The sequence below is a fragment of the Methylobacterium sp. Leaf399 genome, assembly GCF_001424525.1.
In the GTDB taxonomy this organism is placed as follows: Bacteria; Pseudomonadota; Alphaproteobacteria; order Rhizobiales; family Beijerinckiaceae; genus Methylobacterium.
On sequence record NZ_LMQK01000008.1, the window covers coordinates 44,999 to 66,396 of the forward strand.

The 21,398-nt window shown below is 70.3% G+C and carries 18 protein-coding genes and 1 tRNA gene; 4 read left to right on the top strand and 15 right to left on the bottom strand.

Features of this window, described 5'->3' with window-relative positions:
- Nucleotides 1-55: 55 nt before the first annotated feature.
- Nucleotides 56-1,225 (bottom strand): acetate/propionate family kinase, encoded by a 1,170-nt coding sequence (locus ASG40_RS07470; protein WP_055883101.1) that lies wholly within the window; start codon nucleotides 1,223-1,225, stop codon nucleotides 56-58.
- Between the two features lie 133 nt (nucleotides 1,226-1,358).
- Here ASG40_RS07470 and ASG40_RS07475 point away from each other — a divergent pair, with 133 nt between their 5' ends.
- Both ASG40_RS07475 and ASG40_RS07480 read left to right on the top strand, forming a co-directional pair.
- The gene (locus tag ASG40_RS07475) at nucleotides 1,359-3,863 is read left to right on the top strand and encodes a phosphoketolase family protein (RefSeq protein WP_055883103.1); all 2,505 of its coding nucleotides are present in this window, start codon (nucleotides 1,359-1,361) and stop codon (nucleotides 3,861-3,863) included.
- Nucleotides 3,864-4,071: 208 nt separating this feature from the next.
- A complete protein-coding gene (locus ASG40_RS07480) occupies nucleotides 4,072-4,395 on the top strand; it encodes a c-type cytochrome (RefSeq protein ID WP_055883105.1) in 324 nt (107 codons plus the stop codon).
- A 204-nt stretch (nucleotides 4,396-4,599) separates the two neighbouring features.
- On the opposite strand, the gene ASG40_RS07485 is transcribed toward ASG40_RS07480, so the two are convergent.
- The 14 genes from ASG40_RS07485 to ASG40_RS07550 all read right to left on the bottom strand — a co-directional run bounded on the left by ASG40_RS07485 (nucleotide 4,600) and on the right by ASG40_RS07550 (nucleotide 18,353).
- A complete protein-coding gene (locus ASG40_RS07485) occupies nucleotides 4,600-5,451 on the bottom strand; it encodes a universal stress protein (RefSeq protein ID WP_055883106.1) in 852 nt (283 codons plus the stop codon).
- 621 nt (nucleotides 5,452-6,072) lie between these two features.
- Nucleotides 6,073-6,164, bottom strand: a tRNA-Ser gene (locus tag ASG40_RS07490).
- 13 nt (nucleotides 6,165-6,177) lie between these two features.
- The gene (locus ASG40_RS07495; protein WP_055883107.1) at nucleotides 6,178-7,008 is read right to left on the bottom strand and encodes a glycosyltransferase family 2 protein; all 831 of its coding nucleotides are present in this window, start codon (nucleotides 7,006-7,008) and stop codon (nucleotides 6,178-6,180) included.
- A gap of 103 nt (nucleotides 7,009-7,111) precedes the next feature.
- Complete coding sequence (locus ASG40_RS07500) at nucleotides 7,112-8,668, bottom strand: acyl-CoA synthetase (protein ID WP_055883110.1); 1,557 nt, start codon at nucleotides 8,666-8,668, stop codon at nucleotides 7,112-7,114.
- Between the two features lie 136 nt (nucleotides 8,669-8,804).
- A complete protein-coding gene (locus tag ASG40_RS07505) occupies nucleotides 8,805-10,196 on the bottom strand; it encodes a methyl-accepting chemotaxis protein (RefSeq protein WP_055883112.1) in 1,392 nt (463 codons plus the stop codon).
- A 528-nt stretch (nucleotides 10,197-10,724) separates the two neighbouring features.
- Nucleotides 10,725-11,750, bottom strand: a complete 1,026-nt coding sequence (locus tag ASG40_RS07510; RefSeq protein ID WP_055883114.1) for a YcjF family protein — start codon at nucleotides 11,748-11,750, stop codon at nucleotides 10,725-10,727.
- A gap of 73 nt (nucleotides 11,751-11,823) precedes the next feature.
- Nucleotides 11,824-13,263, bottom strand: coding sequence for a YcjX family protein (locus tag ASG40_RS07515; RefSeq protein WP_055883116.1), 1,440 nt, complete (start codon nucleotides 13,261-13,263; stop codon nucleotides 11,824-11,826).
- A 105-nt stretch (nucleotides 13,264-13,368) separates the two neighbouring features.
- A complete protein-coding gene (locus tag ASG40_RS07520) occupies nucleotides 13,369-14,616 on the bottom strand; it encodes a hypothetical protein (RefSeq protein WP_055883117.1) in 1,248 nt (415 codons plus the stop codon).
- Nucleotides 14,617-14,671: 55 nt separating this feature from the next.
- On the bottom strand, nucleotides 14,672-15,217 hold the full coding sequence (locus ASG40_RS07525) for a SixA phosphatase family protein (protein WP_055883119.1): 546 nt from the start codon (nucleotides 15,215-15,217) through the stop codon (nucleotides 14,672-14,674).
- A gap of 14 nt (nucleotides 15,218-15,231) precedes the next feature.
- Nucleotides 15,232-16,212, bottom strand: a complete 981-nt coding sequence (locus ASG40_RS07530) for an aldo/keto reductase (protein WP_055883121.1) — start codon at nucleotides 16,210-16,212, stop codon at nucleotides 15,232-15,234.
- 85 nt (nucleotides 16,213-16,297) lie between these two features.
- Nucleotides 16,298-16,609, bottom strand: a complete 312-nt coding sequence (locus ASG40_RS07535; protein ID WP_055883123.1) for a type II toxin-antitoxin system RelE/ParE family toxin — start codon at nucleotides 16,607-16,609, stop codon at nucleotides 16,298-16,300.
- Nucleotides 16,599-16,910 carry a ribbon-helix-helix domain-containing protein gene (locus tag ASG40_RS07540; protein ID WP_055883126.1) on the bottom strand — a complete coding sequence of 104 codons (312 nt, stop codon included), beginning with the start codon at nucleotides 16,908-16,910 and terminating at the stop codon, nucleotides 16,599-16,601. Before ASG40_RS07540 ends, ASG40_RS07535 begins: the two co-directional genes overlap by 11 nt.
- 85 nt (nucleotides 16,911-16,995) lie before the next feature.
- Nucleotides 16,996-17,847 (bottom strand): AAA family ATPase, encoded by an 852-nt coding sequence (locus tag ASG40_RS07545; RefSeq protein ID WP_055883129.1) that lies wholly within the window; start codon nucleotides 17,845-17,847, stop codon nucleotides 16,996-16,998.
- A 113-nt stretch (nucleotides 17,848-17,960) separates the two neighbouring features.
- A complete protein-coding gene (locus ASG40_RS07550; RefSeq protein WP_055883131.1) occupies nucleotides 17,961-18,353 on the bottom strand; it encodes a response regulator in 393 nt (130 codons plus the stop codon).
- A 426-nt stretch (nucleotides 18,354-18,779) separates the two neighbouring features.
- Between ASG40_RS07550 and ASG40_RS07555 the strand changes: the two genes are divergently transcribed.
- Both ASG40_RS07555 and ASG40_RS07560 read left to right on the top strand, forming a co-directional pair.
- Nucleotides 18,780-19,583 carry a class II glutamine amidotransferase gene (locus tag ASG40_RS07555; RefSeq protein WP_055883133.1) on the top strand — a complete coding sequence of 268 codons (804 nt, stop codon included), beginning with the start codon at nucleotides 18,780-18,782 and terminating at the stop codon, nucleotides 19,581-19,583.
- Nucleotides 19,584-19,746: 163 nt separating this feature from the next.
- Nucleotides 19,747-21,369 (top strand): ABC-F family ATP-binding cassette domain-containing protein, encoded by a 1,623-nt coding sequence (locus tag ASG40_RS07560; RefSeq protein ID WP_055883135.1) that lies wholly within the window; start codon nucleotides 19,747-19,749, stop codon nucleotides 21,367-21,369.
- The last annotated feature ends 29 nt before the right edge of the window (nucleotides 21,370-21,398 follow it).

The window sequence follows — 21,398 nt, forward strand, 5'->3', positions numbered from 1 at the left end:
GTCGCGGCGACGTGGTGATCCGCCGCGCCGGATACGGGCGGTCGACCCACCTTTCTCATCGCGGTTGCGCGCCCCCACCGATCAATCCCCACGTCTCGTCGGCGATTTGGCGCTCTTCGTCGGCGGCAATGACGAGGATGGGGATGGCCGAGCCGGTCCGGTCGATGCGCGGACGGCCACCGGCATTGCGCTGCGGGTCGAGGTCGAGGCCGAGGAACGTGAGCCTCGCGCAGACGGCGGCCCGGATGGAGGCTGCGTTCTCGCCGATGCCGCCGGTGAACACGAAGGCATCGAGACCGCCGAGGGCAACGGCCAGCGAGCCGGTCTCGCGCGCGATCCGATAGGCGAACAGGTCGAGGGCCTCGTGCGCCTCGGGCGCGTCGCTGGCCTCCAGGACCCGGACATCGTCGCTGATGCCCGAGACGCCGAGCAGGCCCGAGCGCCGGCCGAGGAGGTCGGCGACCTCGGACGCGCCGAGGCCGCGCGAGCGGATCAGGTGGAGCACGAGGCCCGGATCGACGGTGCCGGAGCGGGTGCCCATCATCAGGCCGCCCAGCGTCGTCAGGCCCATGGTGGTGGCGACGCTGCGCCCATCGGCGATGGCGCAGAGGCTGGCGCCGTGCCCGAGATGGGCGACGACGACCCGTTTCCTGGCCCGCGCGCCGACGAGCCGGGGCAGCACCCCCGCGATGTGGGCGTAGGACAGGCCGTGGAAGCCGAAGCGCAGGAGCCCGTCCTCGGTCAGGCCGCGCGGGATCGCCTCGATCTGTGCGAGGCGGTCCTGGGTGCGGTGGAAGGCGGTGTCGAAACAGGCGACCTGCGCCACGCCCGGCCATGCCTCGTCGACGGCGGCGATGCAGGCGAGCCCTTGCGGCTGGTGGCCCGGGGCGAACGGGACCAGCGTTTCCAATTCCGCGATGAGGCCTGCATCGATGCGGGCGGGGCCGTCCCGGCGGGCGCCGCCGTGGACGATCCGGTGAGCGACCGCCCGGAGGCGGAGGTCCGGCCGGCGGCGCAGGCGCGAGAGGACCCAGCCGGCGACCGCCACGATGTCGGCCCCGGCCGGCGGCTCGCCGTCGAAATCGAGGTCGCCCGTGACCGTTGGCGTATCGGCACCGCCGATCCCGGCGACGTGGACGCGCAGGAGGGCGGCCTCCGCGCCGCCCCGGAACAAAGCGCAGCGCAGGCTGGACGAACCGGCATTGAGGACGAGGATCACGCGCATCTCCGGGCAAGCCCCCGAGTGGCACGGCCCGGCCGAGCCCGGCATGATCCAGATCAAAGAACCGGCCGGAACGGAATGCGAGGAAAGCCGCCGATGGGGTGGAGCGTCACCCTCCAGCGCGCGGGAATCCCAGATGCCAGTTGCGAGCGATCCGAAGCTTCCCGCCCTCGGCGATCTCGGCGACGCGCCGGTCCATCTCGATGTCGTGCCCGGCCCCCTCGGGCCGGACGACCTTGCGGCCATCGACGCCTATTGGCGGGCGGCGAACTACCTCTCGGTCGGCCAGATCTACCTCCTCGACAACCCGCTGCTGCGCGAACCCTTGACCCTCGGGCACGTCAAGCCGCGGCTCCTCGGCCACTGGGGTACGACGCCTGGCCTGAACTTCATCTCCGCGCACCTGAACCGGGCCATCGTCCTGCGCGACCTCGACATGATGGCCGTGTGGGGACCGGGCCACGGCGCGCCCGGTCTGGTGGCCAATGCCTGGCTCGAACGGACCTACAGCGAGGTCTACCCGGATGTCGGCCACGACACCGACGGCATGCGCCGCCTGTTCCGGCAGTTCTCGTTCCCCGGCGGCATCCCGAGCCACGCCTCGCCGGAACTGCCCGGCTCCATCCACGAGGGCGGCGAACTCGGGTACTCGCTGATCCACGCCTTCGGGGCGGCGCTCGACAACCCGGGCCTGATCGTCGCCTGCGTGGTCGGTGACGGCGAGGCCGAGACCGGACCGCTCGCCGCCTCCTGGCACGCGTCGAAGTTCCTCGATCCCGTCGGCGACGGCACCGTCCTGCCGATCCTCCACCTCAACGGCTACAAGATCGCGAATCCGACCCTGCTGGCGCGGATGCCGGCGGCGGAGCTGCGCAGCCTTCTCGTCGGCTACGGCTACGAGCCGCTGTTCGTCGAGGGCGACGAGCCCGGCCCGATGCACCAGGCCATGGCGACGGCCCTCGACGACGCCCTCGACCGCATCGCCGAGATCCGTGAGGCGGCCCAGCACCGCGACGTCGGCCGGCCGACCTGGCCGATGATCGTGCTGCGCAGCCCGAAGGGATGGACCGGGCCGAAGGTCGTCGACGGCAAGCCGGTGGAGGGGACCTGGCGGTCGCATCAGGTCCCGGTGGCGGCGCTGCGCGAGAACCCGGAGCATCTGGCGATCCTGGAGCGCTGGATGCGCTCCTACCGGCCCGAGGAACTCTTCGACGAGGCCGGCCGTCTCGTGCCGGCGCTGGCCGCCCTGCATCCCCGCGGCGACCGTCGGCTCAGCGCCAATCCGCACGCCAACGGCGGGCGCGATCAGCGGCCGCTGCGCCTACCCGACCTCGCCGCCTACGCCGTCGCGATGCCGTCCCACGGCAGGGCGGTCGCCGAGGGCACGCGGGTCCTCGGCCGCTACTTGCGCGACGTGCTCGCCCTCAACGCCGAGGCCCGCAACTTCCGGGTCATGGGTCCGGACGAGACCCTGTCCAACCGCCTCGACGCCGTCTTCGACGTCACCGACCGTGTGTGGCGCGACGCCATCCTGCCCACCGACGAGCACATCGCCCGGCAGGGGCGGGTGATGGAGGTCCTGTCCGAGCATCTCTGCGAGGGCTGGCTCGAAGGCTACCTGCTCACCGGACGCCACGGCGTCTTCGCCTGCTACGAGGCTTTCATCCACATCGTCGATTCGATGGTGAACCAGCACGCCAAGTGGCTCAAGGCCTCCCGCGCGCTGGCCTGGCGCAAGCCCGTGCCCTCGCTCAACATCCTGCTGACCTCGCACGTCTGGCGCCAGGACCAGAACGGCTTCAGCCACCAGGACCCCGGCTTCATCGACTTCATCGCCAACAAGAAGGGCGATACGGCGCGGGTCTACCTGCCGCCGGACGCCAACTGCCTGCTCTGGGTGATGGACCATTGCCTGCGCACGCACGACCGCATCAACGTCGTCGTCGCCGGCAAGCAGCCGGCCCCGCAGTGGTTGGGCGTGGACGAGGCGGCCCGGCATTGCACGGCGGGCATCGGCGTGTGGGAATGGGCTTCGAACGACGGCGGGGCCGAGCCCGACGTGGTCATGGCATGCGCCGGGGACGTGCCCACCATGGAGACCCTGGCGGCCGTCGAATGGCTGCGCCGGCGCATCCCGACGATCCGGATCCGGGTGGTGAACGTCGTCGACCTGATGACGCTGCCGTCGCCCGGCATGCATCCGCACGGGCTCGACGACGCCACCTTCGACAGCCTGTTCACCCGCGACCGGCCGGTGGTGTTCGCCTACCACGGCTATCCGTGGCTGATCCATCGCCTGACCTACCGGCGCACCAACCATGCGGGCATCCACGTCCACGGCTTCGTCGAGGAGGGCACGACCACGACCCCCTTCGACATGGCGGTGCTGAACGGGCTCGACCGCTATCACCTGGCGCTCGCCGCCCTCGAGTGGTCGACCGGGCTCGGGGCACGCGTCGAGCACGTCGAGGAGGAATTGCGCGACCTCCTGGCGCTGCACCGCGAGCACGTCTGCGCCACCGGGGAGGACCTGCCGCAGGTGCGCGACTGGGCCTGGGGTGAGGCTGCCGCTCCCGCGGACATGCGGGTCGCCATCGACGTCGTCGCCTACGAGACCGGCCCCGGCACCCGGCCGACCTGAGCGGGTGTTGCGAATGCCATCCCCGACTGTGCGTCATACCATTTCCGGCTGATCACTTCGTGATGCGGAAATGGGCTTCGCTCAGGAGCCGCGCGGGCTCGGTGATACGGTTCCCTCTTGATCCAAGCGGAAACCGTATCAGTCGACCGCGAGCCGACGAATTCGGCCCGTCGTGGGCTTTGCCGATCATCGAACCCGGAGCCGTCCCATGTCCAAGCGTCTCGCCTGCCTCTCGCTTCTGCTCGCCGGGCTCCTGCCGTCCGGGGCGTCCGCGACAGACGGGCAGGTCCAGCGTGGAAAGACCTTCGTCGGGGCGAACTGCGCGCGATGCCACGCCGTCGGGCGCGCCGATGCGAGCCCGCTCACGGGCGCGCCCGCGTTCCGGACCCTCCACACGAAGTATCCGGTGGAGGATCTCGGCGAGGCCCTGGCGGAGGGCATCACCACCGGGCACCCGACCATGCCGGAGTTTCGCCTCGATCCCGATCAGGTCGCGGACGTGATCGCCTACCTGAAGTCGCTCGAACGCTGAATTCTCGGATCCCCCCAGCTCCGTCCGGTCGACCCCGAGGATCGGCTGCAGCCGCCGGGAGCCCCTCGCCCGCCGGTGAGGAAGTCCCCGTTGGGCAGCGCTTGGTCGCCCCTCGATCCACCGCGCGGTTCCCACATGGGATGCTGCGGGCTCGTGAAGGGGCCGTGTCGCGAGCGGCCGTCCGATGGTGGGTGAGGCGACCGCTTAGTGAGCGAGGAACAGCGGCACCGGGCAGGCCTCCATGAGCGACTGCGTCAGTCCGCCGAAGATCCATTGGCGCACCGGGCCGTGCCGGTAGGCGCCCATCACCATCATGTCCGCCTCGAAGCGACCGATCTCGCCACGGAGGGTCTCGGCGATATCGCCGTCCGGCCTCAGTGCCAGGTCGTTCACCGTGGCGGCAATGCCGTGGCGGGCGAGGTGCGGCGCCAGTTCGGCCCCGGCGACCGACGTCGGCAGCTCCTTTTCGCCGACGACCGAGACGATCTCGACGGCCTCGGCCGCCCGCAGGAACGGGAGCGCGTCGTTGACGGCCCTGGCGGCATGCGCGCCGCCATCCCAGGCGATGACGATGCGCCGCCCGGCAAAGGTGTCGTGGCCGGCCGGCACGACGATGACCGGCCGGCCGCTGCGGAACAGCGTCGCCTCGATCAGCTCGCGGTCGAGGTCGATGGTGTGCGCCTCCGAATCCAGGATCGTGAGGTCGTGCAGCCGGGCCCTGGCGGCGAAGGCGGCCAGAACGTCCTGATGCCTCAGCTGCGGGCTGGCCACGGTGCAGGCGACGCCGGCCAAGGCCGCGTCGTGGAGGACCCGGTCCGCAACGGCCCGGCTCAGGCCGTCGAGACGCCGGTTCTCCTCGGCGACGAGGCCACGGACCAGACCTCCCCCGAGGGCGCTGGTGACGACCAGACGCGGCGAGGCCGCCTGCACGGTCAGATGCGCTCGCGCCGCCACCGCGAGCGACAGCCCGTAGCCGATGGCGTCGGAGGGCTCGTTCTCCTGGCCCTCCTCGGTCAGTCCGACGATGACGTTCTTGATGTTCTGAAGTGCCGACATGGAAGCGTCCGTTGTTGCCCGACGACGCAGCCTAGTCCCGGCCCGGGACGCGTCCTTGATCCAGCGCAAATCCGGATGCGACGCAGCGTGGCCGCACCGCGATCCCGCCCGCCCGTGGGCCGATGTCTGCCGGTGGGAAGTGGGTCGGCCCGCCGACACTCCCTCTCCTGCGACGGTCGCGGATGGCTCGGCCCCCCCTGGGACGTCAGACACACGATGGATCGCCCGCGGACCCGATTGGCCGGAAGCGGCCCCCGATGGAGACGTGCCGAATGGCGGCGACCCTTCCGCCAACCGACCATCGTCCCGGACCACCGGAGCACGGAGGCGGTCGCTTCCGAGCGCTGGGATAGCGTCGTCGGGCGCCCTCGACGCAGAAGGGCACAAGCCACTCTTGGAGCGCAGCCGCAGCGTCCGGAACGGCATCGCTCGGCCTCGGGAGCGCGCAGTCTCGTCTCGTGACGGGGGACAACCGTCACACTCGGGCCGTCCTCTCCCCGCGCCTCGATACGACCGTGTCGTTCGGGAACCCGACCCCGTTGAGAAGAATGGGAAACGCCTGCGCGGCGAACGCAAACGAAAACTGTTACGCCGCAGGAAGTTGTGAGGAGAAATCGTGAGTGGCGGAGACGGAGGGATTCGAACCCTCGATACCCCTTTCGGGGCATGCTCATTTAGCAAACGAGTGCCTTCAGCCGCTCGGCCACGTCTCCGCAGGCCACCGCTCTAGAATTTCGTGTCGGGTGGGTCAACCCGGTTTGCATGCGGGCGGGCGGATGGATCCCTGTGGCGCTGCAGGAGGCGCCGTTCGTAGTGCTTGGCCACGCGCAGGTGGCGCGAGATGGCGTAGTTCATGGCCGTGAGGAAGCCGTAGGCGCCGCGCACGGCGTGGCGGCGGCCGATGTAGGCTTTCAGGAAATTGCCGGGCAGCTCCACGAACAGGCGCCAGGTCGGGATGGTGACGCCGCGGGCGTCGAGGTCGTCGGCCTGCTGGTCGGAATAGCGGTTGAGCTTGTCGAGCTGGTCGCCCAGCGAGCGCACCGAGAAATGATGGACCACCCCGGGCAGGCGTCCCGCCTCGACCCCCGCCTGCAGGTCGACGCGGTCGTGGACGGGAGAGGGCGAGTAGCGTCCGCGATCCCGGCGGTAGAGGCGCACCGGTGTCAGGCGATAGGCCCAGGGGTGCGGGCGCGCTTCTCCGGGAAAGATCTCGGCGATGGCGAGGCGATAGGCGGCCAGCGCCGGCTCGCCGGCCGAGAACACCGCACGGATGCTATGCGCCAGATCCGGCGGCACCACCTCGTCGGCATCGAGGTTCAGGAGCCAGACGTGGCGGCACTGCTCTTCGGCGAACCGCTTCTGGGGGCCGTAGCCCGGCCAGTCGTTGTGGATGACGCGGGCGCCCAGGGACACGGCCAGGGCCTGGGTCCCGTCCGTCGACCCGGAATCCACCACGACGAGATCGTCGGTGAGATCGCTTACCGCCGCGATGGTGGCGCCGAGGCGGTCGGCCTCGTTGCGGGCGATGATGAAGATCGAGAGGGGCAGGACGGTCATGAGGCCGGGTTCGCGTGAATGACCGGCCGGACGGGTATCGGTGCCGGACCCGCGCCCGCTCTATCGGCCGGCGGGTCCACGGACAAGCCGAGGGGCCTGCCCGTCACGGCGACGCCGTTGCGGACCGGTCCAGGGTCTCGGCGAGGCGCTTGCGCTGGACCTTGCCGTTGGCGGTGCGCGGCAGGGCGTCGAGGAAATGGATCGCCCGCGGGCATTTGTAGGCGGCGAGCCGCTCGGAGCACCACGCCATGAGCCCGGCTTCGTCGGCGGTGGCATCGGCCTTGAGCACCACGAAGCCGGCGACGACGCCGAGGTCCGGCCGCGGCCGCCACTCGGCGACGCCGACTTCCGCCACGTCGGGGTGGGAGGCCAGCACGCCCTCGACCTCGTTGGGCGAGACCCGGTAGCCGAGGGCGTTCATCAGGTCGTCTGCCCGCCCATGAAACCGAACGTAGCCGTCCGCGTCGATGCTCGCCCGATCGCCGCCGACGAACCACTCCCCGCGCAGCACGGCGGCCTCCTCCTCCGGCCGGTTCCAGTAGCCGAGCATGAGGCCGGGTTCGGAACGATGCACCGCGAGCAGGCCTTCTTCCCCCGGGGGCAGGGGCCGGTCTCGGCCGTCCTCGGACAGGATCGCGATCCTCCGGCCCGGTTGTGGCCGCCCGGGCGAACCGGGCCGGACCGGCGTCGTAGGGCCGCTCGAGACGTAGGTGGAGATCTCGCTCATCCCCAGCGCCTCGTAGAGCGGCTTGCCGGTGGCCCGCTCCCAGGCGGCCAGCAGTTCCGGCGGCAGGGCCTCGCCGGCCGTGAGGCCGTGTCGCAGACGGCTGAGATCGTGGGCGCCGAGGTCGGCGTATTTCAGGATCTGTCGGTACAGGCTCGGCACGGCGGCAAACAGCGTGGCGCCGTGCGCGGCGATCAGGCCAGGCCAGCGCGCCGGATCGCGCGGCCCGTCGTAGAGCACGGCGGTGGCGCCGCAGGCCCACGGATCGGTGATGCCGACGCCGAGCGTGTAGGTCCAGTTCATGGTGCCGGCGTGCAGCATCACGTCCGCTTCGCCCAGGCCCTGCCAATGCTCGTGCATCGGCCGCCGCCCGAGCACGGCACGGTGGGCGTGCAGAACGCCCTTGGGCCTGCTGGTGGTGCCGGAGGTGTAGACCAGGGTGGCCGGATCGTCCGCGGCCGTGTCGGCATAGGTCTGCAGCGGCGGTCCCTCCGCCATGGCGTGGATCTCGTCCGGGCCGATCGCGATCCGGCCGTCGAGGTCGGCCGGTGTCAGCGCGCAGGCGGGGCTCGCCGCCACCACCGCCGCACCCGAATCAGCCACCAGGAAGGCGGCCTCCGCCGGCGTCAGCTGCGGGGACGAAGGCAGGGCGACCAGCCCCGCGGCCAGCGCCCCGAAATACACGAGGACGTAGTCGGCGTCGTTGCCCATCCGGATCATGACCCGCGCGCCCGGCGCGAGGCCGAGGCCGAGGAGGCCGGCGGCGATGCCGCGCACGGCCCGGTCGATCTCGCCGTAGGTGAGGCGCAGCGTCGGCCCGCTCTCCCCGACCATCACCAGGGCGGGCTTGTCGGGGAAGCGGCCGGCCTGCCGTTCGAGGCAATGGCGCGCCGCGTTGAAACGCTCGGGTATGACGACGGGGGGCGTGGAGGTCACGGCATGCGATCCGGCGGTGGGTCGTGATGAGACCTACGCGAGAACGCCCGTCGCACAAGGCCCGGCCGGGAGGGTTTCGACGGAGCCCCCGGCGGTTCTACGCCGCCGGGGGCTCCGTCGGGGATCGCATCCGCGATCAGTTCGCGGCGGAGGGAAGTCCCGCCATCGTCGCGGCGGCCTCGATCATGACGCCCATCGCATCCGTGGCCGCGGTGTAGGCCGGTGTACCGGTGCCCCAATCGCTGGCAACGATGGCCGCGATCATCCTGGCCGCCTCGTCGAGCGCGGTCCTTTCGGCCCTGGCGAAGCGGGCCATCGCCGGGTGGTTCGCGTAGTCGGAGCGGGCGAGGGTCTCGGCGATGGTCGGCCCGGGCCGGCCGGAGATCGTGGCGGCACTGGCCTCCGGCGGAGCAAGGCCGACCAGGATGGTGGCGAGCTTGCGCTTCCAGACCCCGATATCGGCCGGCATCCGGACGAGGACGAAATTCGGGATGTTGGCCCCGGCGGTGTCGAGGGAGGTCTGCCCGAGGTCCTCGGCCTGCTTCAGCCGGACCGTGATCTTCTCGATCTCCTCGTGCGTCTTGGAGGCCTTGGCGGCGATGCCCTGGACGCTGGTGGAGATCTCGGCGGTGGCCGAACGCTGCTGCCCGAGCATCTGCGAGATGGCCTGGTTCAGGTTGCTCGCCTGCGAGATGCGGTCGTTGGTCTGAGCGACGCGGGATTCGAGCTGCTCGACGATCGTGCGACCGGTGGTGACCGCCGCACGGCTCTCCCCGACCGCCACCGAGATCGATGACATCTCTGCGGTGAGCGTGCTGAGGAGCGCCCGGATCTCGCCGGTGGAGCGCGCGGTCTGGGCGGAGAGCGACTTCACCTCGGCGGCGACCACGGAGAAGCCGCGGCCGGCCTCGCCGGCCCGGGCCGCCTCGATGGTCGCGTTGAGGGCGAGGAGATTGGTCTGGTTGGAGATGGAGGCGATGGCGGTGGCCATCACCTCGATCTGCGAGATCGCCCGTTCGAGGACCACGACGCGGTCCGAGATGAGGGAGGTGCGCGATTCGATCTCCTGCATGGCGTTGCGCGCCTGCTCGCCGTCGCCGACGCAGGCCTGCATGGCGGTCAGCGCGTCCTGGGCCACGGTGACCACCGTGTCGGAGGTCTGTGAGACTTCGGCGATCGAGGCGGCCATCTCCTCGGTGGCGCCGGCGATGGTCTGGGTGGCGCGGGCCACCTCGCCGACGTCGTAGGTCATCCAGCCGATGTTGATGGTGGCCTCGGAGGCTTCCTTGGCGATGGCGGCCATGTTGCCGAGGTTGCGGCGGCGCTCCTGATCGCGCTTGCCCATGAAGGTGGTGAGCGAGGCGCGCAGCGGGCCCTCGGGCAGATCGAGGGTGGTGAGGTCCTGTGTCGCCATCAGGGTCTCGACGGCCTTCGTCAGACGAGCGGCCTCGTCCTGCGACACGGATTGCGCGTTCGCGACGATGGCCGAAGAATCCTTGCGCGTGCGTCCGAAGGCGAGCCCGATCATCGACGTGAAGTCCTTGTGCGTTTCCTGCCTGAACGTGCACGCGAACGCTTAACATCGGCTTAGCGGCGGAATGGTTTGGGCCCAGACAGTGGACAGTCGATGTGCTGCAACCGCGAAGAATCGGGAGCACAGTCGCATTCCCCCGCCGCCGACCGACGCCGAATGGCCGATGAATTCTGCGTGATCGCTACGCCAATACGCAGGCCTTACACGCGAGACTGGAACGGTGGGCTTGTGTAGCGATCGATGCGCCGGTGGCCTCGCCGCGTCTCGACCGCGTGGGCGGCACCGATGGCGATGAAACGCATGATCCGCGCTCGCAAAGCGCCCGGCACCATCGCTGCAAGTCCGGCAACGCAAGTCCGGTAACGCATGTCCGGCAACGCATGTCCGGGGGCGATGTGGCGGCACGGCGCGACGAGGGCCGATGCGGTGCGAGAGGATGACCGACATCCGCCTGTCGACGCCATCGAACGAATTGCGCGTGCTCTTCGACTGAACCGGGTCACCCGGTGCGCAGGTCGGAATTTACGGGGCAGGCTTTTCCGCTCCGGAGCCCTTCAAGAGTTCGCCCGCCACGTCGGTGATCCGGGGGGCGGGCTCGCGGATGAAGGGCAACGGGCGGCACACCGCCATGGCGGCGAGGCCGAAGCGGGCCGTCATCAGGCCATTGAGCACGCCCTCGCCGAGCTTGGCCGAGACGCGGGCGGCGATGCCGAGCCCCAGCGCCTGCTGCAGCATGCTCTCCCCCACCGCCATGCCGCCGGTCACGGTGAGATGGGCAAAGGCCGAGCGGGCGAGGCGCAGGAAGCCGAGGAAGCCGGGACGACCGCCGTAGATGGTTGCGATCCGCCGCAGGAGTCTCACCGCGGAGAACACCACGAAGGCGACGTCGACGATCGCGCGTGGGCTCAGGGCCGTGACGGCGGAGACCTGTTTGGCCGCCGTCGCGACGGCGTTGCGGGCCTGACGGTCGAGGGGCGAGAGCAGTTCGTGCTCGGCGATGGCGAGACGGTCGTCGACGTCGAGGATCGCATCGCCGAGGGTGTCGAGGCGCTTCGTCCCACCCGCCAGGGCCGCGCGGCCGGCATAGAGCGCGGCGAGATCCCGGACGACGGCCTGCGCCCCGGTGTGGTCGCGGGTGGCCATCGCCTCCACGGCCCTTGCCCGCAGAAGCTCGATCCGGCGCTCGCGCCAGATGCCGGCCAACTCGCGCACGACGATGGCGGCCAGCGCGACGGCGGCGAGGCCGAGGAGGACCAGCGCCACCCTACCGAGCCAGGGGGCGGCGGCGAACAGGTCGGAGATCATGCGCTCGAGCGAGAGCCCGATGCCCAGGGACACGAGGCCGCCGAGAGCGACGAGCAGCAGCGACAGCCAGGGCGCGCGGGATTTCGGCGCGACCGGCACGGGCGTCCCGTCCGCGGCCTCCACGATCTCGAACGGCTCTTCCACCATCCGCACCGTGCTCGGCGGCGCGACGTCGCCCTCGATGGCGCCGGTCTGGTCGGCCGCCGGAATGCGGAAGGCGCGGGGGCGCTGGGTCGAGGTCATGGCCGAACCTTTTTGCGATCGGGCGTCCGGATACGATGCGCCTGCACCCCGGTCGTCGGGTCGACGGACGCGCTCATGCGAGCCTGTCCCCGATCAGGAACTGCATGGCCCGGTCGAGGCGGATCTGCGGCAGATGGCCGGGACGGCCCAGGGCATCGGGCTTGACGAGGGGGGGGCGGAAGCGGGGAAAGCGCAGGGAGCCCGGCGGCACCGCCCCGTCGAGGACGTCTTCGGGCCGGGCCGGCAGCTCGCCGGGGAAGACGGCGGCTTCGCTCAGACCGTCGAAGGTCTCGTCGCCGACGATCTCTCCCGCCTCCGGCGTGCCGGAGACCGCCCGCAAAACCTCGTCCCCGTCGTGGATCGTGGTCTCGCGGGTGGCCCGCACGGAGGCCAGCGCGACGGTCCCAACCCTGGCACCGGCGGCTTCCGTGCGGCGCATGGCGCGCGAGACCAGGAGGCGCAGCAGCGCGTCGAGGCGGTCGTGGCTGGTCTGGTGGAGGTGGTCGGCCTTGGTGGCCGCGAACAGGATGCGTTCGGCACGCGGCGCGAACAGGCGCGAGATCAGGGTGTTGCGGCCGATGCGGAAGCTCAGGAGCACGGCGTCCAGCGCCTCTTCCAGTTCGGCGAGGGCGGCGGGGCCGGCATCGACCGCGGCCAGGACGTCGACGAGGACGATCTGGCGGTCCACCCTCTGGAAGTGGTTGCGGAAGAACGGCTCGACCACCTTGGCCTTGTAGGCCTCGAATCGACGCTCCATCAGCCCCGCGAGGCTGCCAGGGCTCAAGGGCTCGACGAGGCCGTCGAGGGGCGCGAAGGTCAGGGCCGGCGAGCCGGCCAGGTCGCCCGGCATCAGGAACCGGCCCGGCGGGGTGGTCGCCACCGCCTCCGGCCCGGCACGGAGCGCGCCGAGATACGCCTTGAAAGCGGTGCTGGCGCGCTCGGCCACGACCTCGTCGAGGGGAGCGGTGGGATCGAGCGACGTCAGGGTCTCGAGCCAGGGCACGGCGGCACCCGCCCTGCCGCTGCGGCGCGTGCCGGCGATGGTGGCGCGCGACCAGCCGGCATAGCTCTGGTCGATCAGGGCGAGGTCGAGCAGCCATTCGCCGGGATAATCGACCACGTCGAGCATCAGGGTGCCGGGCCCGGAGCGCCAGCCGCCGGCCCGCTCGTACTCGATGGCCAGCCGGAACTGGCTGATGCGATCGGTGGACCGGGGCCAGACCCTGGCGCCGGTGAGCGCCGCGACGTGATCCTCGTAGGGAAAGCGGGGCACGTCGTCGTCGGGCTGGGGCACGAGGCGGGCGCGGCGCAGGCGGCCCTCCTGCGAGGGGGCGAAGGCCGGAAGGGCATGCGCCTCGACGAGGTGATGGATCAGCGCCGTCGTGAACACGGTCTTGCCCGACCGCGCGAGGCCGGTGACCCCGAGCCGGAGGGTCGGCTGGATCAGGAGGTCGCTCGACGCCTCGGCGAAGGCGCGGACGGCGGAGCCGGCGCGCGCGGTAAAGCTGGTCATGCGGAGAGGTTCATCGGCGGCGGGGAGGGGATCGCTCTGGTGCGGCTGAGGTGGCGCGCGCTGTCGGCGACCGCAAGGCCCGGCCCTGGCGCGCCAACGCCAATGTCACGGTCCGGCGGCCGGCGTCGCATCGGCCAGGCGCTGCGACAGCCGCGCGATCGCCGCTGCCACCAAGTCGGGGCCGGCCTTGAGGGTGCCGAGTTCGACCGCCGACATCGCCAGCATGACGGGCGCGAGATTCGGCGTCGGCCGGCCGTCGCCATCGAACAGGCGCAGGTCGTCGTCGGGCTTCACCCCGACGCTCGCCGCGATGCGGCCGGCATAGTTGCGGATGCGGGTCTCGTCGTTGGAGCACAGGGGGGCGGGGACGCGCAGGTCGAGGAGCGGAATGCCGGGCAGGCCCGCGGCAATGGCGGGCAGCGCCGCCGATTCCGCGGCGAGCCGATCCGCCAGGGAAGTGGCCGCACGCGCCGCCGGTCGAGGCCGGGACTGTACGGCGGCGGCAGGGCGACCCGTCACGGGCGAAGGCTTCACGAGGATTTCGGACGGTCTCACCAGCAGGACCGAGGGTCTTGCGACGATCACCGATGGCCTCACCAGCAGGCCGGGGGTCGGGCGCGGCGGCGCGCCGTCGGAGACGGCCTCGGGCGTGCGGCTCGCCACCTGGATCCGCGGCGGCGGCGCAGCCCTGCCGGCCCGTGCCATCAATGCGCGGGCCGACCAGGGCTGGACGCGCAGTCCCGGTGCCCCCCCGGAGGCGCGCTTGGGTCCGCCGCCGGGGGCATTGCGGGCGAGGAAGCGGGCGCGCACCGTCTTGCGCAAGCCCAGCGGCGCGATGTCGGCGGAAACTCCCGCCGCCGCCGCGGTCGGGCCAGGCGAGGCCGACGGCGAGCGGCATTCCGCCGGCGCCCAGCGCCGCACGATGGCGAGCGCGCTTTGACGGCCGAGGTCGCGGTAGTAACGGCGCAGCAGCTGCGCGGCCGCATCCGCCCCCGATGCGGCATCGGCGAAGCCGGTATGGCCCTCGGCATCCGCCCCGATCTCGCCGTTCCAGCGCGCGCTCTTGATGCACCAGTAGTTGTTGAGCTTGACGCAGCGGGCGACGAAGGCCGGCGGGTTGGGCGCGTGGCGGGCCACCATCGCCAGGGAGAGTGGGCGCAAAGCCCCGCCCGCCTCGGCCCGCCAGTTCGACACCGCCCGCGCATCGGCCATGAAGCGGCTCGGGGGTTCGGGTGCCGGTCCGGGCAGTGCGAGCATGCCGGCGGCATCGCCGGCCCGGCGGCGCAATGCCTCGATCCCCGGCTCGACCCGGGGCAGGAGGGTGGTGGCGATCACGATAGCGGTCAGGAGCACGGGCGGTGGACCGTCAGGGCGCGGCTCCTTGAAACGGCTGGGCCCCGCGAAGGGTTCAAGCGTCCGCCGCCTCGGTCAGGTCGCGGGGCCGGACGAAGCTCACGAGGCGTCCGGTGCCGGTGCCGATCTCGCGCCATGCGTCAGCGTCGAAGGCGATGACGGCGTAGGCGGCCGTCGGAAACTCCACCGCCAGCCGCCGGCACAGCGCAGCCTCGCCTGCGCCCGCCAGCTGCGTCCCGAGATCCTGAAGGCCGGGATTGTGCCCGATCACGAGAAGGGTGCGGGCCTCGTCCGGTGCCGACCGGATCACCCGCAGGAGGGAGCCCGCGGGCGCCTCGTAGATGCCGTCTGCGATCTCGCACGGCGGCCGTCCCAGGGCGTCGGCCACGGCCTTCCAGGTTTCACGGGTGCGCTGCGAGGGCGACAGCAGGACACGATCGGGTATCAAGCCGGCTTCGGCGAGATGGGCACCGATCAGCGGGGCGGCCCGCTTCCCGCGGTCGTTGAGCGGCCGGTCGAGGTCGGCGACGCCGGCGGGATGGTCGGACTTGGCATGGCGCAGGAGGACGAGGCGAAGGGCCCCGGCGTCCGGCGAAGGCATCCGGGTCTGTGCCACTACTGATACCCCACGACCGGGTGTGGCACGTAGCGGGACTCCAGGGCCGCGACCTCGGAGTCCGTGAGGTCGAGGGAGAGTGAGGCCACCGCGTCGTCGAGGTGGTGAGGCTTCGAGGCCCCGATGATCGGGGCGCAGACGCCCGGCTTGCCCGCCACCCAGGCGAGCGCCACCTGCGCCCGCGGCACGCCCCGCTCGCCTGCGATCCGCGCGACCTCGGCGACGACGGCGCGGTCGGCCTCCTCGGCCGAGGCGTAGAGCTTGCGCCCGACCTCGTCGGTGTCCTGGCGCGGGCTGGTCTCGTCCCAGTCGCGCGTGAGGCGGCCTCTCGCCAATGGGCTCCAGGGCAGGATCGCCACTCCCTGGTCGGCACAGAGCGGCATCATCTCGCGTTCCTCCTCCCGGTGCAGCAGGTTGTAGTGGTCCTGCATGGTCGCGAACCGGGTCCAGCCGTTCATGTCCGCCGTGAACAGCGACTTGGCGAATTGCCAGGCGAACATCGAGGAGGCACCGATGTGCAGGGCCTTGCCCGCCTTGACCACGTCGTCGAGGGCTTCCAGCGTCACCTCGATCGGCGTCTCGTAGTCCCAGCGATGGATCTGGTAGAGATCGACGTAGTCGGTCCCGAGGCGTTTCAGGCTCGCGTCGATGGCCGCGAAGATCGCCTTTCGCGAGAGCCCGCCGGCGTTGGGCTGGCTCGTCAGCGGAAAGAAGCATTTCGTCGCCAGCACGATCGCGTCGCGATCGGCGAAGTCCTTCAGGGCCCGTCCGACGATCTCCTCGCTGGTGCCGTCGGAGTAGTAGTTGGCCGTGTCGAAGAAATTGATCCCGAGGTCGAGCGCCTTGCGGATCAGCGGCCGACTCTCGTCCTCGCGCAGGGTCCAGGCATGGGGACCGCGCTCCGGGATGCCGTAGGTCATGCAGCCGAGGCACAGCGGTGAGACGTCGAGGCCGGTGCGGCCGAGTTTTCTGGTTTTCATGGGACCTCTCTTGCAGCCTGCCAGCGTCGGCGGAAGGCCCATTGGGCGTATGTGGTCCGCCGCGTTCGGATCGACAGCGAACGTCTCACAACAGAGCCGCGAGGTCCCGCCGCCCATGGACGATCCTGACGATCTCGACCGAAGAAATGTCCCCCTCATCGTGATCGGGGTAGGTCTCGTAGAGGATCAGAAGGGGTGGTTCGACGAGGACGCGGGCCGAAGGCCGGATATCGGGCCGTCGCGGGCCGATCCGCGGATGGTCGGCGAGTTGGCCGACCCGTTGTTCGATCCGATCGTAAAGACGCTCGGCAGCCGCAGGGTTTTCGGCACCGATCGCCACGTAGTGATCAAGGAGATCCTGCTTGGCGAGATTGGACCAAACGATCCTAGCCGGCATGCTGGGGGTCGTCGCTGGCCAAATCCGGGCCGATGGTCCTGGCTTTCAGGCGTCCGCGTGCTTCCTGGCGCAATGCGCTGAAATCCAGGGCTCCCGAGAGGCCGCCGGATTTTCCTGCGTCCCAGGCCTGCCTTAGGCTCCCGCTGTCATGTTCGGTCGACATGGCGCGGTTCTCCGACCAGAGCCTCAAGGCATCCTGAATCACGTCGCTCTGAGATCGGTACTCGCCGGCGTCGACGGCGGATCGAATCTGCGATGCGATCATCTCCGAGAACGCGACCGTCACCGGCTCGTTGTCCATCGTCACGACCGGTCTCCTCGTGTCCGGCAGGTCTTGGCGATCGCCATCATACCCCCTCCCATCGCTATGACCAGCGACGCATGTCTCAACCGCCCCGTCCCTCCCGCCGCATCATGAAGGCCAGCTTCTCGAACAGGCTCACGTCTTGCTCGTTCTTCAGAAGCGCACCGTGCAGGGGCGGGATCAGCTTGCGCGGGTCGCGCTCGCGCACCGTCTCGAGGTCGATGTTCTCGGAGACGAGGAGCTTGAGCCAGTCGAGCAGTTCGGAGGTCGAGGGCTTCTTCTTGAGGCCGGGCGTCTCGCGGACAGCGAGGAAGACCTTGAGCGCCTCGGCCACCAGCCGCGGCTTGATGCCGGGATAATGCACGTCGACGATGGCCTGGAGCGTCTGCGCGTCCGGGAAGGCGATGTAGTGGAAGAAGCACCGGCGCAGGAAGGCATCCGGCAGTTCCTTCTCGTTGTTGGAGGTGATGATGACGATCGGGCGCCGCTCGGCCTTCACGATCTGGCCGGTCTCGTAGACGAAGAACTCCATCCGATCGAGTTCGGTGAGGAGATCGTTCGGGAACTCGATGTCGGCCTTGTCGATCTCGTCGATGAGCAGCACCGGGCGTTCGGGAGCGGTGAACGCCTCCCACAGCTTGCCGCGGCGGATGTAGTGCCCGATGTCCGACACCCGCGGGTCCCCGAGCTGCGAGTCCCGTAGCCGGGAGACGGCGTCGTATTCGTAGAGGCCCTGCTGGGCCTTGGTGGTCGATTTGACGTTCCAGGTCAGGAGCGGCGCACCGAGGCCCCTGGCGATCTCCTCGGCGAGGACGGTCTTTCCGGTGCCGGGCTCCCCCTTTACGAGAAGCGGACGCTCCAGGACGATGGCGGCGTTCACCGCCACGGTCAGGTCCGTCGTGGCGACGTAGGCGTCGGTCCCGGTGAATCGCATCGGATCGTCGTCCCTCGGCTCATGGCTGGCGCCGCTCTCGATGAGCGAACGCGAGGCTCATGAATGGCCTGACGGTCCCGGATGCAAGGCCCCGCACCCGATCGGGCGGCCGATCACGCGGCCTTGGCGGCCAGGGAGGCATGCTCGGCCTGCACCAGCACGTCGAGCACCCGCCAGGGCTTCTGCAGGTAGACGACCTGATTGGACAGGCGTTCGTCGCGGCTCGAATCGTAACCGGAGGTCATGACCACCCGCACGTCCGGCCAGCGGCTCTCGACGGTGTTGGCGAGGGCGAAACCGTCCATCGCCCCGTTCAGGCGGATGTCGGCGAACAGCAGCGCGACGTTGACGTCGGCCCGCTCGAGGACGGCGATGGCCGCCTCTGCGGACGAGCAGGCGATCACGTCGAGGTCGGTCTCCTCCAGGACTGCGGTGGCGAGGTGGCGAAGGGCGGCGTCGTCCTCCACCACGAGGGCGACGGGGCAATCCGAGCGGGTACGGTCCATAGGCTGGCGCTTTCGTCAGGAGATGTCGTCAAGAGGAATCGGGACCACCGCGGAGGGCGGCGCGAATCATTTTCGATGACCGATGCTGGGCTGCAACGGGTCCGGCCGCAAGGGTCCGGGGCGGGCTCCGGCCATGCGGCCGGCGCAGTGCGCGAGGCCACGGCCGGTCCGCCGAGCCCGTTTCGCGCCACAGCCGCCCACGAAAGAAAGGTGCGAAGAGTCCCGTGGCGCCGCATTAACGACCCGTTCACCACGCAAAAGGGATTGTTGCGGATCGATGACGGCCGCGCGGCCTCCAAACGGCGCAAGTCCTGCTTCGTACCGATGCCGCCGGCAGGCAAGGTCCTGCGAAATCTCGGTTTCGCCTCATCTCAAGTCCTGCTCGACGGACGGGACCGCCACGAACGCGAGGGGTCATAACGAGCGATGTGCCGCTTTCTCGCCTACAGCGGTGAACCGGTCTTCCTCACGGATCTGGTCTGCGCGCCGACGCATTCCCTGGTGCACCAGTCGCTCCATGCGGCCGAGGCCAAGACCGAGACCAACGGCGACGGCTTCGGCATCGGCTGGTACGGCGAGCGGGCCGATCCGGGCCTCTACCGCGACGTCTGCCCGGCGTGGTCGGACGAGAACCTCGTCAACCTGTGCCAGCAGGTTCGCGCCCGCACCTTCTTCGCCCACGTCCGTGCCTCGACCGGTACGGCGACGACGCGGGCGAACTGCCATCCCTTCGCGCACGGCACCCACCTCTTCATGCACAACGGCCAGATCGGCGGCTATGCGCGGATCAAGCGACGGATCGAGGCCCTGATCCCCGACGCGCTCTACGACATGCGGCGCGGCACCACCGATTCCGAAGCGATCTTCCTGCTGGCACTCGCCAACGGGCTGGCCGAGGACCCCGTCGGGGCGATGGCCCAGACGCTCTCCACGGTCCGCGACCTGATGCAGGCGGCCGGCGTCGACGAGCCGCTGCGCTTCACCGCGGTGGTGACGGACGGCGATACGATCACCGCCTACCGCTGGGCCTGCGACGGCCGGCCTCCGAGCCTCTACTATCGGGAAACCGAGACCGGCCTCATCGTCGTCTCCGAACCCATCGACGGCTGCCGCGACGGCTGGCTGGTGGTGCCCAAGGGCGGCACCCTGCAGGCGCGCCGCGGCGGCCCTGCGACCGTGACCGGCGCCGATCAGGTCACGGTCAAGGCCAAGCCGCGCATCGCCGCCTGACAAGCCGCGCATCGCCGCCTGACAAGCCGCGCATCGCCGCCTGACAAGCCGCGCATCGCCGCCTGACGCACCGAGGGAGAGCGGCGCCGGCCAGGGCGCGTCCCTTCCACTGCGGTCATCCATGCCGTAAGGGCGCTGGGCAATCCCGGGGTCCATCGCGCGCATGATCCGTCTTGAGAAAATCGGCAAGCAGAACGGCCGGCAAATCGTCTTCATCGAGGCGTCCGCCGCTCTCCAGAAGGGGGAGAAGGTCGGGCTCGTGGGCCCCAACGGCGCCGGCAAGACCACGCTGTTCCGGATGATCACCGGCGAGGAGGAGCCCGACGAGGGCCAGGTCGCCACCGACAAGGGCATCACCATCGGCTATTTCAGCCAGGACGTCGGGGAGATGTCCGGCTGTTCGGTGGTCTCGGCGGTGATGGACGGGGCCGGGCCGGTGAGCGCCGTCGCCAAGGAGCTGAAGGCGCTGGAGGCGGGCCTCGCCGATCCCGACCGGATGGACGAGATGGATGCCCTGGTCGAACGCTACGGCGAGGTCCAGGCCCGCTTCGAGGAGCTCGACGGCTACGCCCTGGAGGGCAGGGCCTACGAGGTGCTGGCGGGCCTGAGCTTCAGCCAGGAGATGATGGACGGCGACGTCGGCAAGCTGTCGGGCGGCTGGAAGATGCGCGTGGCGCTGGCCCGCATCCTCCTCATGAACCCGGACGTGATGCTGCTCGACGAGCCCTCCAACCACCTCGACCTCGAGAGCCTGATCTGGCTCGAATCCTTCCTCAAGGGCTACGAGGGCGCGCTCCTGATGACCTCGCACGACCGCGAGTTCATGAACCGCATCGTCACGAAGATCGTGGAGATCGACGGCGGCACGCTGACATCCTTCTCGGGCGACTATGCCTTCTACGAGCAGCAGCGGGCGCTCAACGAGACCCACCAGCAAGCGCAGTTCGAGCGCCAGCAGGCGATGCTCGCCAAGGAGATCAAGTTCATCGAGCGGTTCAAGGCGCGCGCCAGCCACGCCGCCCAGGTCCAGAGCCGGGTGAAGAAGCTCGACAAGATCGAGCGGGTCGAACCGCCCCGGCGCCGGCAATCGGTGGCGTTCGAGTTCCAGCCCGCGCCGCGCTCGGGCGACGACGTCGCGATGCTCCGGAACGTCCACAAGCGCTATGGCGCCCGCACGATCTACGAGGGGCTCGACTTCTCGATCCGGCGCCGGGAGCGTTGGTGCGTGATGGGGATCAACGGTGCGGGCAAGTCGACGCTCCTGAAGCTGGTCACCGGCGCGACGCAGCCCGACGACGGCGCGGTGGCGCTGGGCGGCAGCGTCAAGCTCGGCTACTTCGCCCAGCATGCGATGGACCTGCTCGGCGGCGAGCTGACGGTGTTCCAGGACCTGGAGCGGTCGTTCCCGCAGGCCGGCCAGGGGTCGCTGCGGGCGCTCGCCGGCTGCTTCGGGTTTTCCGGCGACGACGTCGAGAAGCGATGCCGGGTGCTGTCGGGGGGCGAGAAAGCCCGGCTGGTGATGGCCAAGATGCTGTTCGATCCGCCGAACTTCCTCGTCCTCGACGAGCCCACCAACCACCTCGACATGGGCACGAAGGAGATGCTGATCGCGGCGCTCTCCGGCTTCGAGGGCACCATGCTGTTCGTCAGCCACGACCGCCACTTCCTGGCCGCCCTCTCCAATCGCGTCCTCGAGGTGACCCCGGAGGGCATCCACCAGTACGGCGGCGGCTACACCGAATACGTGGCCCGTACCGGCCAGGAGGCGCCGGGCCTGCGCAGCTGATCGTGGACGGACGGTCTGTCCCTGGGCGA

What these genes read in the sequence shown, in the direction of transcription:
- ASG40_RS07470 (WP_055883101.1), bottom strand. Translation starts at nt 1,225, where the DNA reads ATGCGCGTGATCCTCGTCCTCAATGCCGGTTCGTCCAGCCTGCGCTGC.
- ASG40_RS07475 (WP_055883103.1), top strand. Translation starts at nt 1,359, where the DNA reads ATGCCAGTTGCGAGCGATCCGAAGCTTCCCGCCCTCGGCGATCTCGGC.
- ASG40_RS07480 (WP_055883105.1), top strand. Translation starts at nt 4,072, where the DNA reads ATGTCCAAGCGTCTCGCCTGCCTCTCGCTTCTGCTCGCCGGGCTCCTG.
- ASG40_RS07485 (WP_055883106.1), bottom strand. Translation starts at nt 5,451, where the DNA reads ATGTCGGCACTTCAGAACATCAAGAACGTCATCGTCGGACTGACCGAG.
- ASG40_RS07495 (WP_055883107.1), bottom strand. Translation starts at nt 7,008, where the DNA reads ATGACCGTCCTGCCCCTCTCGATCTTCATCATCGCCCGCAACGAGGCC.
- ASG40_RS07505 (WP_055883112.1), bottom strand. Translation starts at nt 10,196, where the DNA reads ATGATCGGGCTCGCCTTCGGACGCACGCGCAAGGATTCTTCGGCCATC.
- ASG40_RS07510 (WP_055883114.1), bottom strand. Translation starts at nt 11,750, where the DNA reads ATGACCTCGACCCAGCGCCCCCGCGCCTTCCGCATTCCGGCGGCCGAC.
- ASG40_RS07515 (WP_055883116.1), bottom strand. Translation starts at nt 13,263, where the DNA reads ATGACCAGCTTTACCGCGCGCGCCGGCTCCGCCGTCCGCGCCTTCGCC.
- ASG40_RS07525 (WP_055883119.1), bottom strand. Translation starts at nt 15,217, where the DNA reads ATGCCTTCGCCGGACGCCGGGGCCCTTCGCCTCGTCCTCCTGCGCCAT.
- ASG40_RS07530 (WP_055883121.1), bottom strand. Translation starts at nt 16,212, where the DNA reads ATGAAAACCAGAAAACTCGGCCGCACCGGCCTCGACGTCTCACCGCTG.
- ASG40_RS07535 (WP_055883123.1), bottom strand. Translation starts at nt 16,609, where the DNA reads ATGCCGGCTAGGATCGTTTGGTCCAATCTCGCCAAGCAGGATCTCCTT.
- ASG40_RS07540 (WP_055883126.1), bottom strand. Translation starts at nt 16,910, where the DNA reads ATGGACAACGAGCCGGTGACGGTCGCGTTCTCGGAGATGATCGCATCG.
- ASG40_RS07545 (WP_055883129.1), bottom strand. Translation starts at nt 17,847, where the DNA reads ATGCGATTCACCGGGACCGACGCCTACGTCGCCACGACGGACCTGACC.
- ASG40_RS07550 (WP_055883131.1), bottom strand. Translation starts at nt 18,353, where the DNA reads ATGGACCGTACCCGCTCGGATTGCCCCGTCGCCCTCGTGGTGGAGGAC.
- ASG40_RS07555 (WP_055883133.1), top strand. Translation starts at nt 18,780, where the DNA reads ATGTGCCGCTTTCTCGCCTACAGCGGTGAACCGGTCTTCCTCACGGAT.
- ASG40_RS07560 (WP_055883135.1), top strand. Translation starts at nt 19,747, where the DNA reads ATGATCCGTCTTGAGAAAATCGGCAAGCAGAACGGCCGGCAAATCGTC.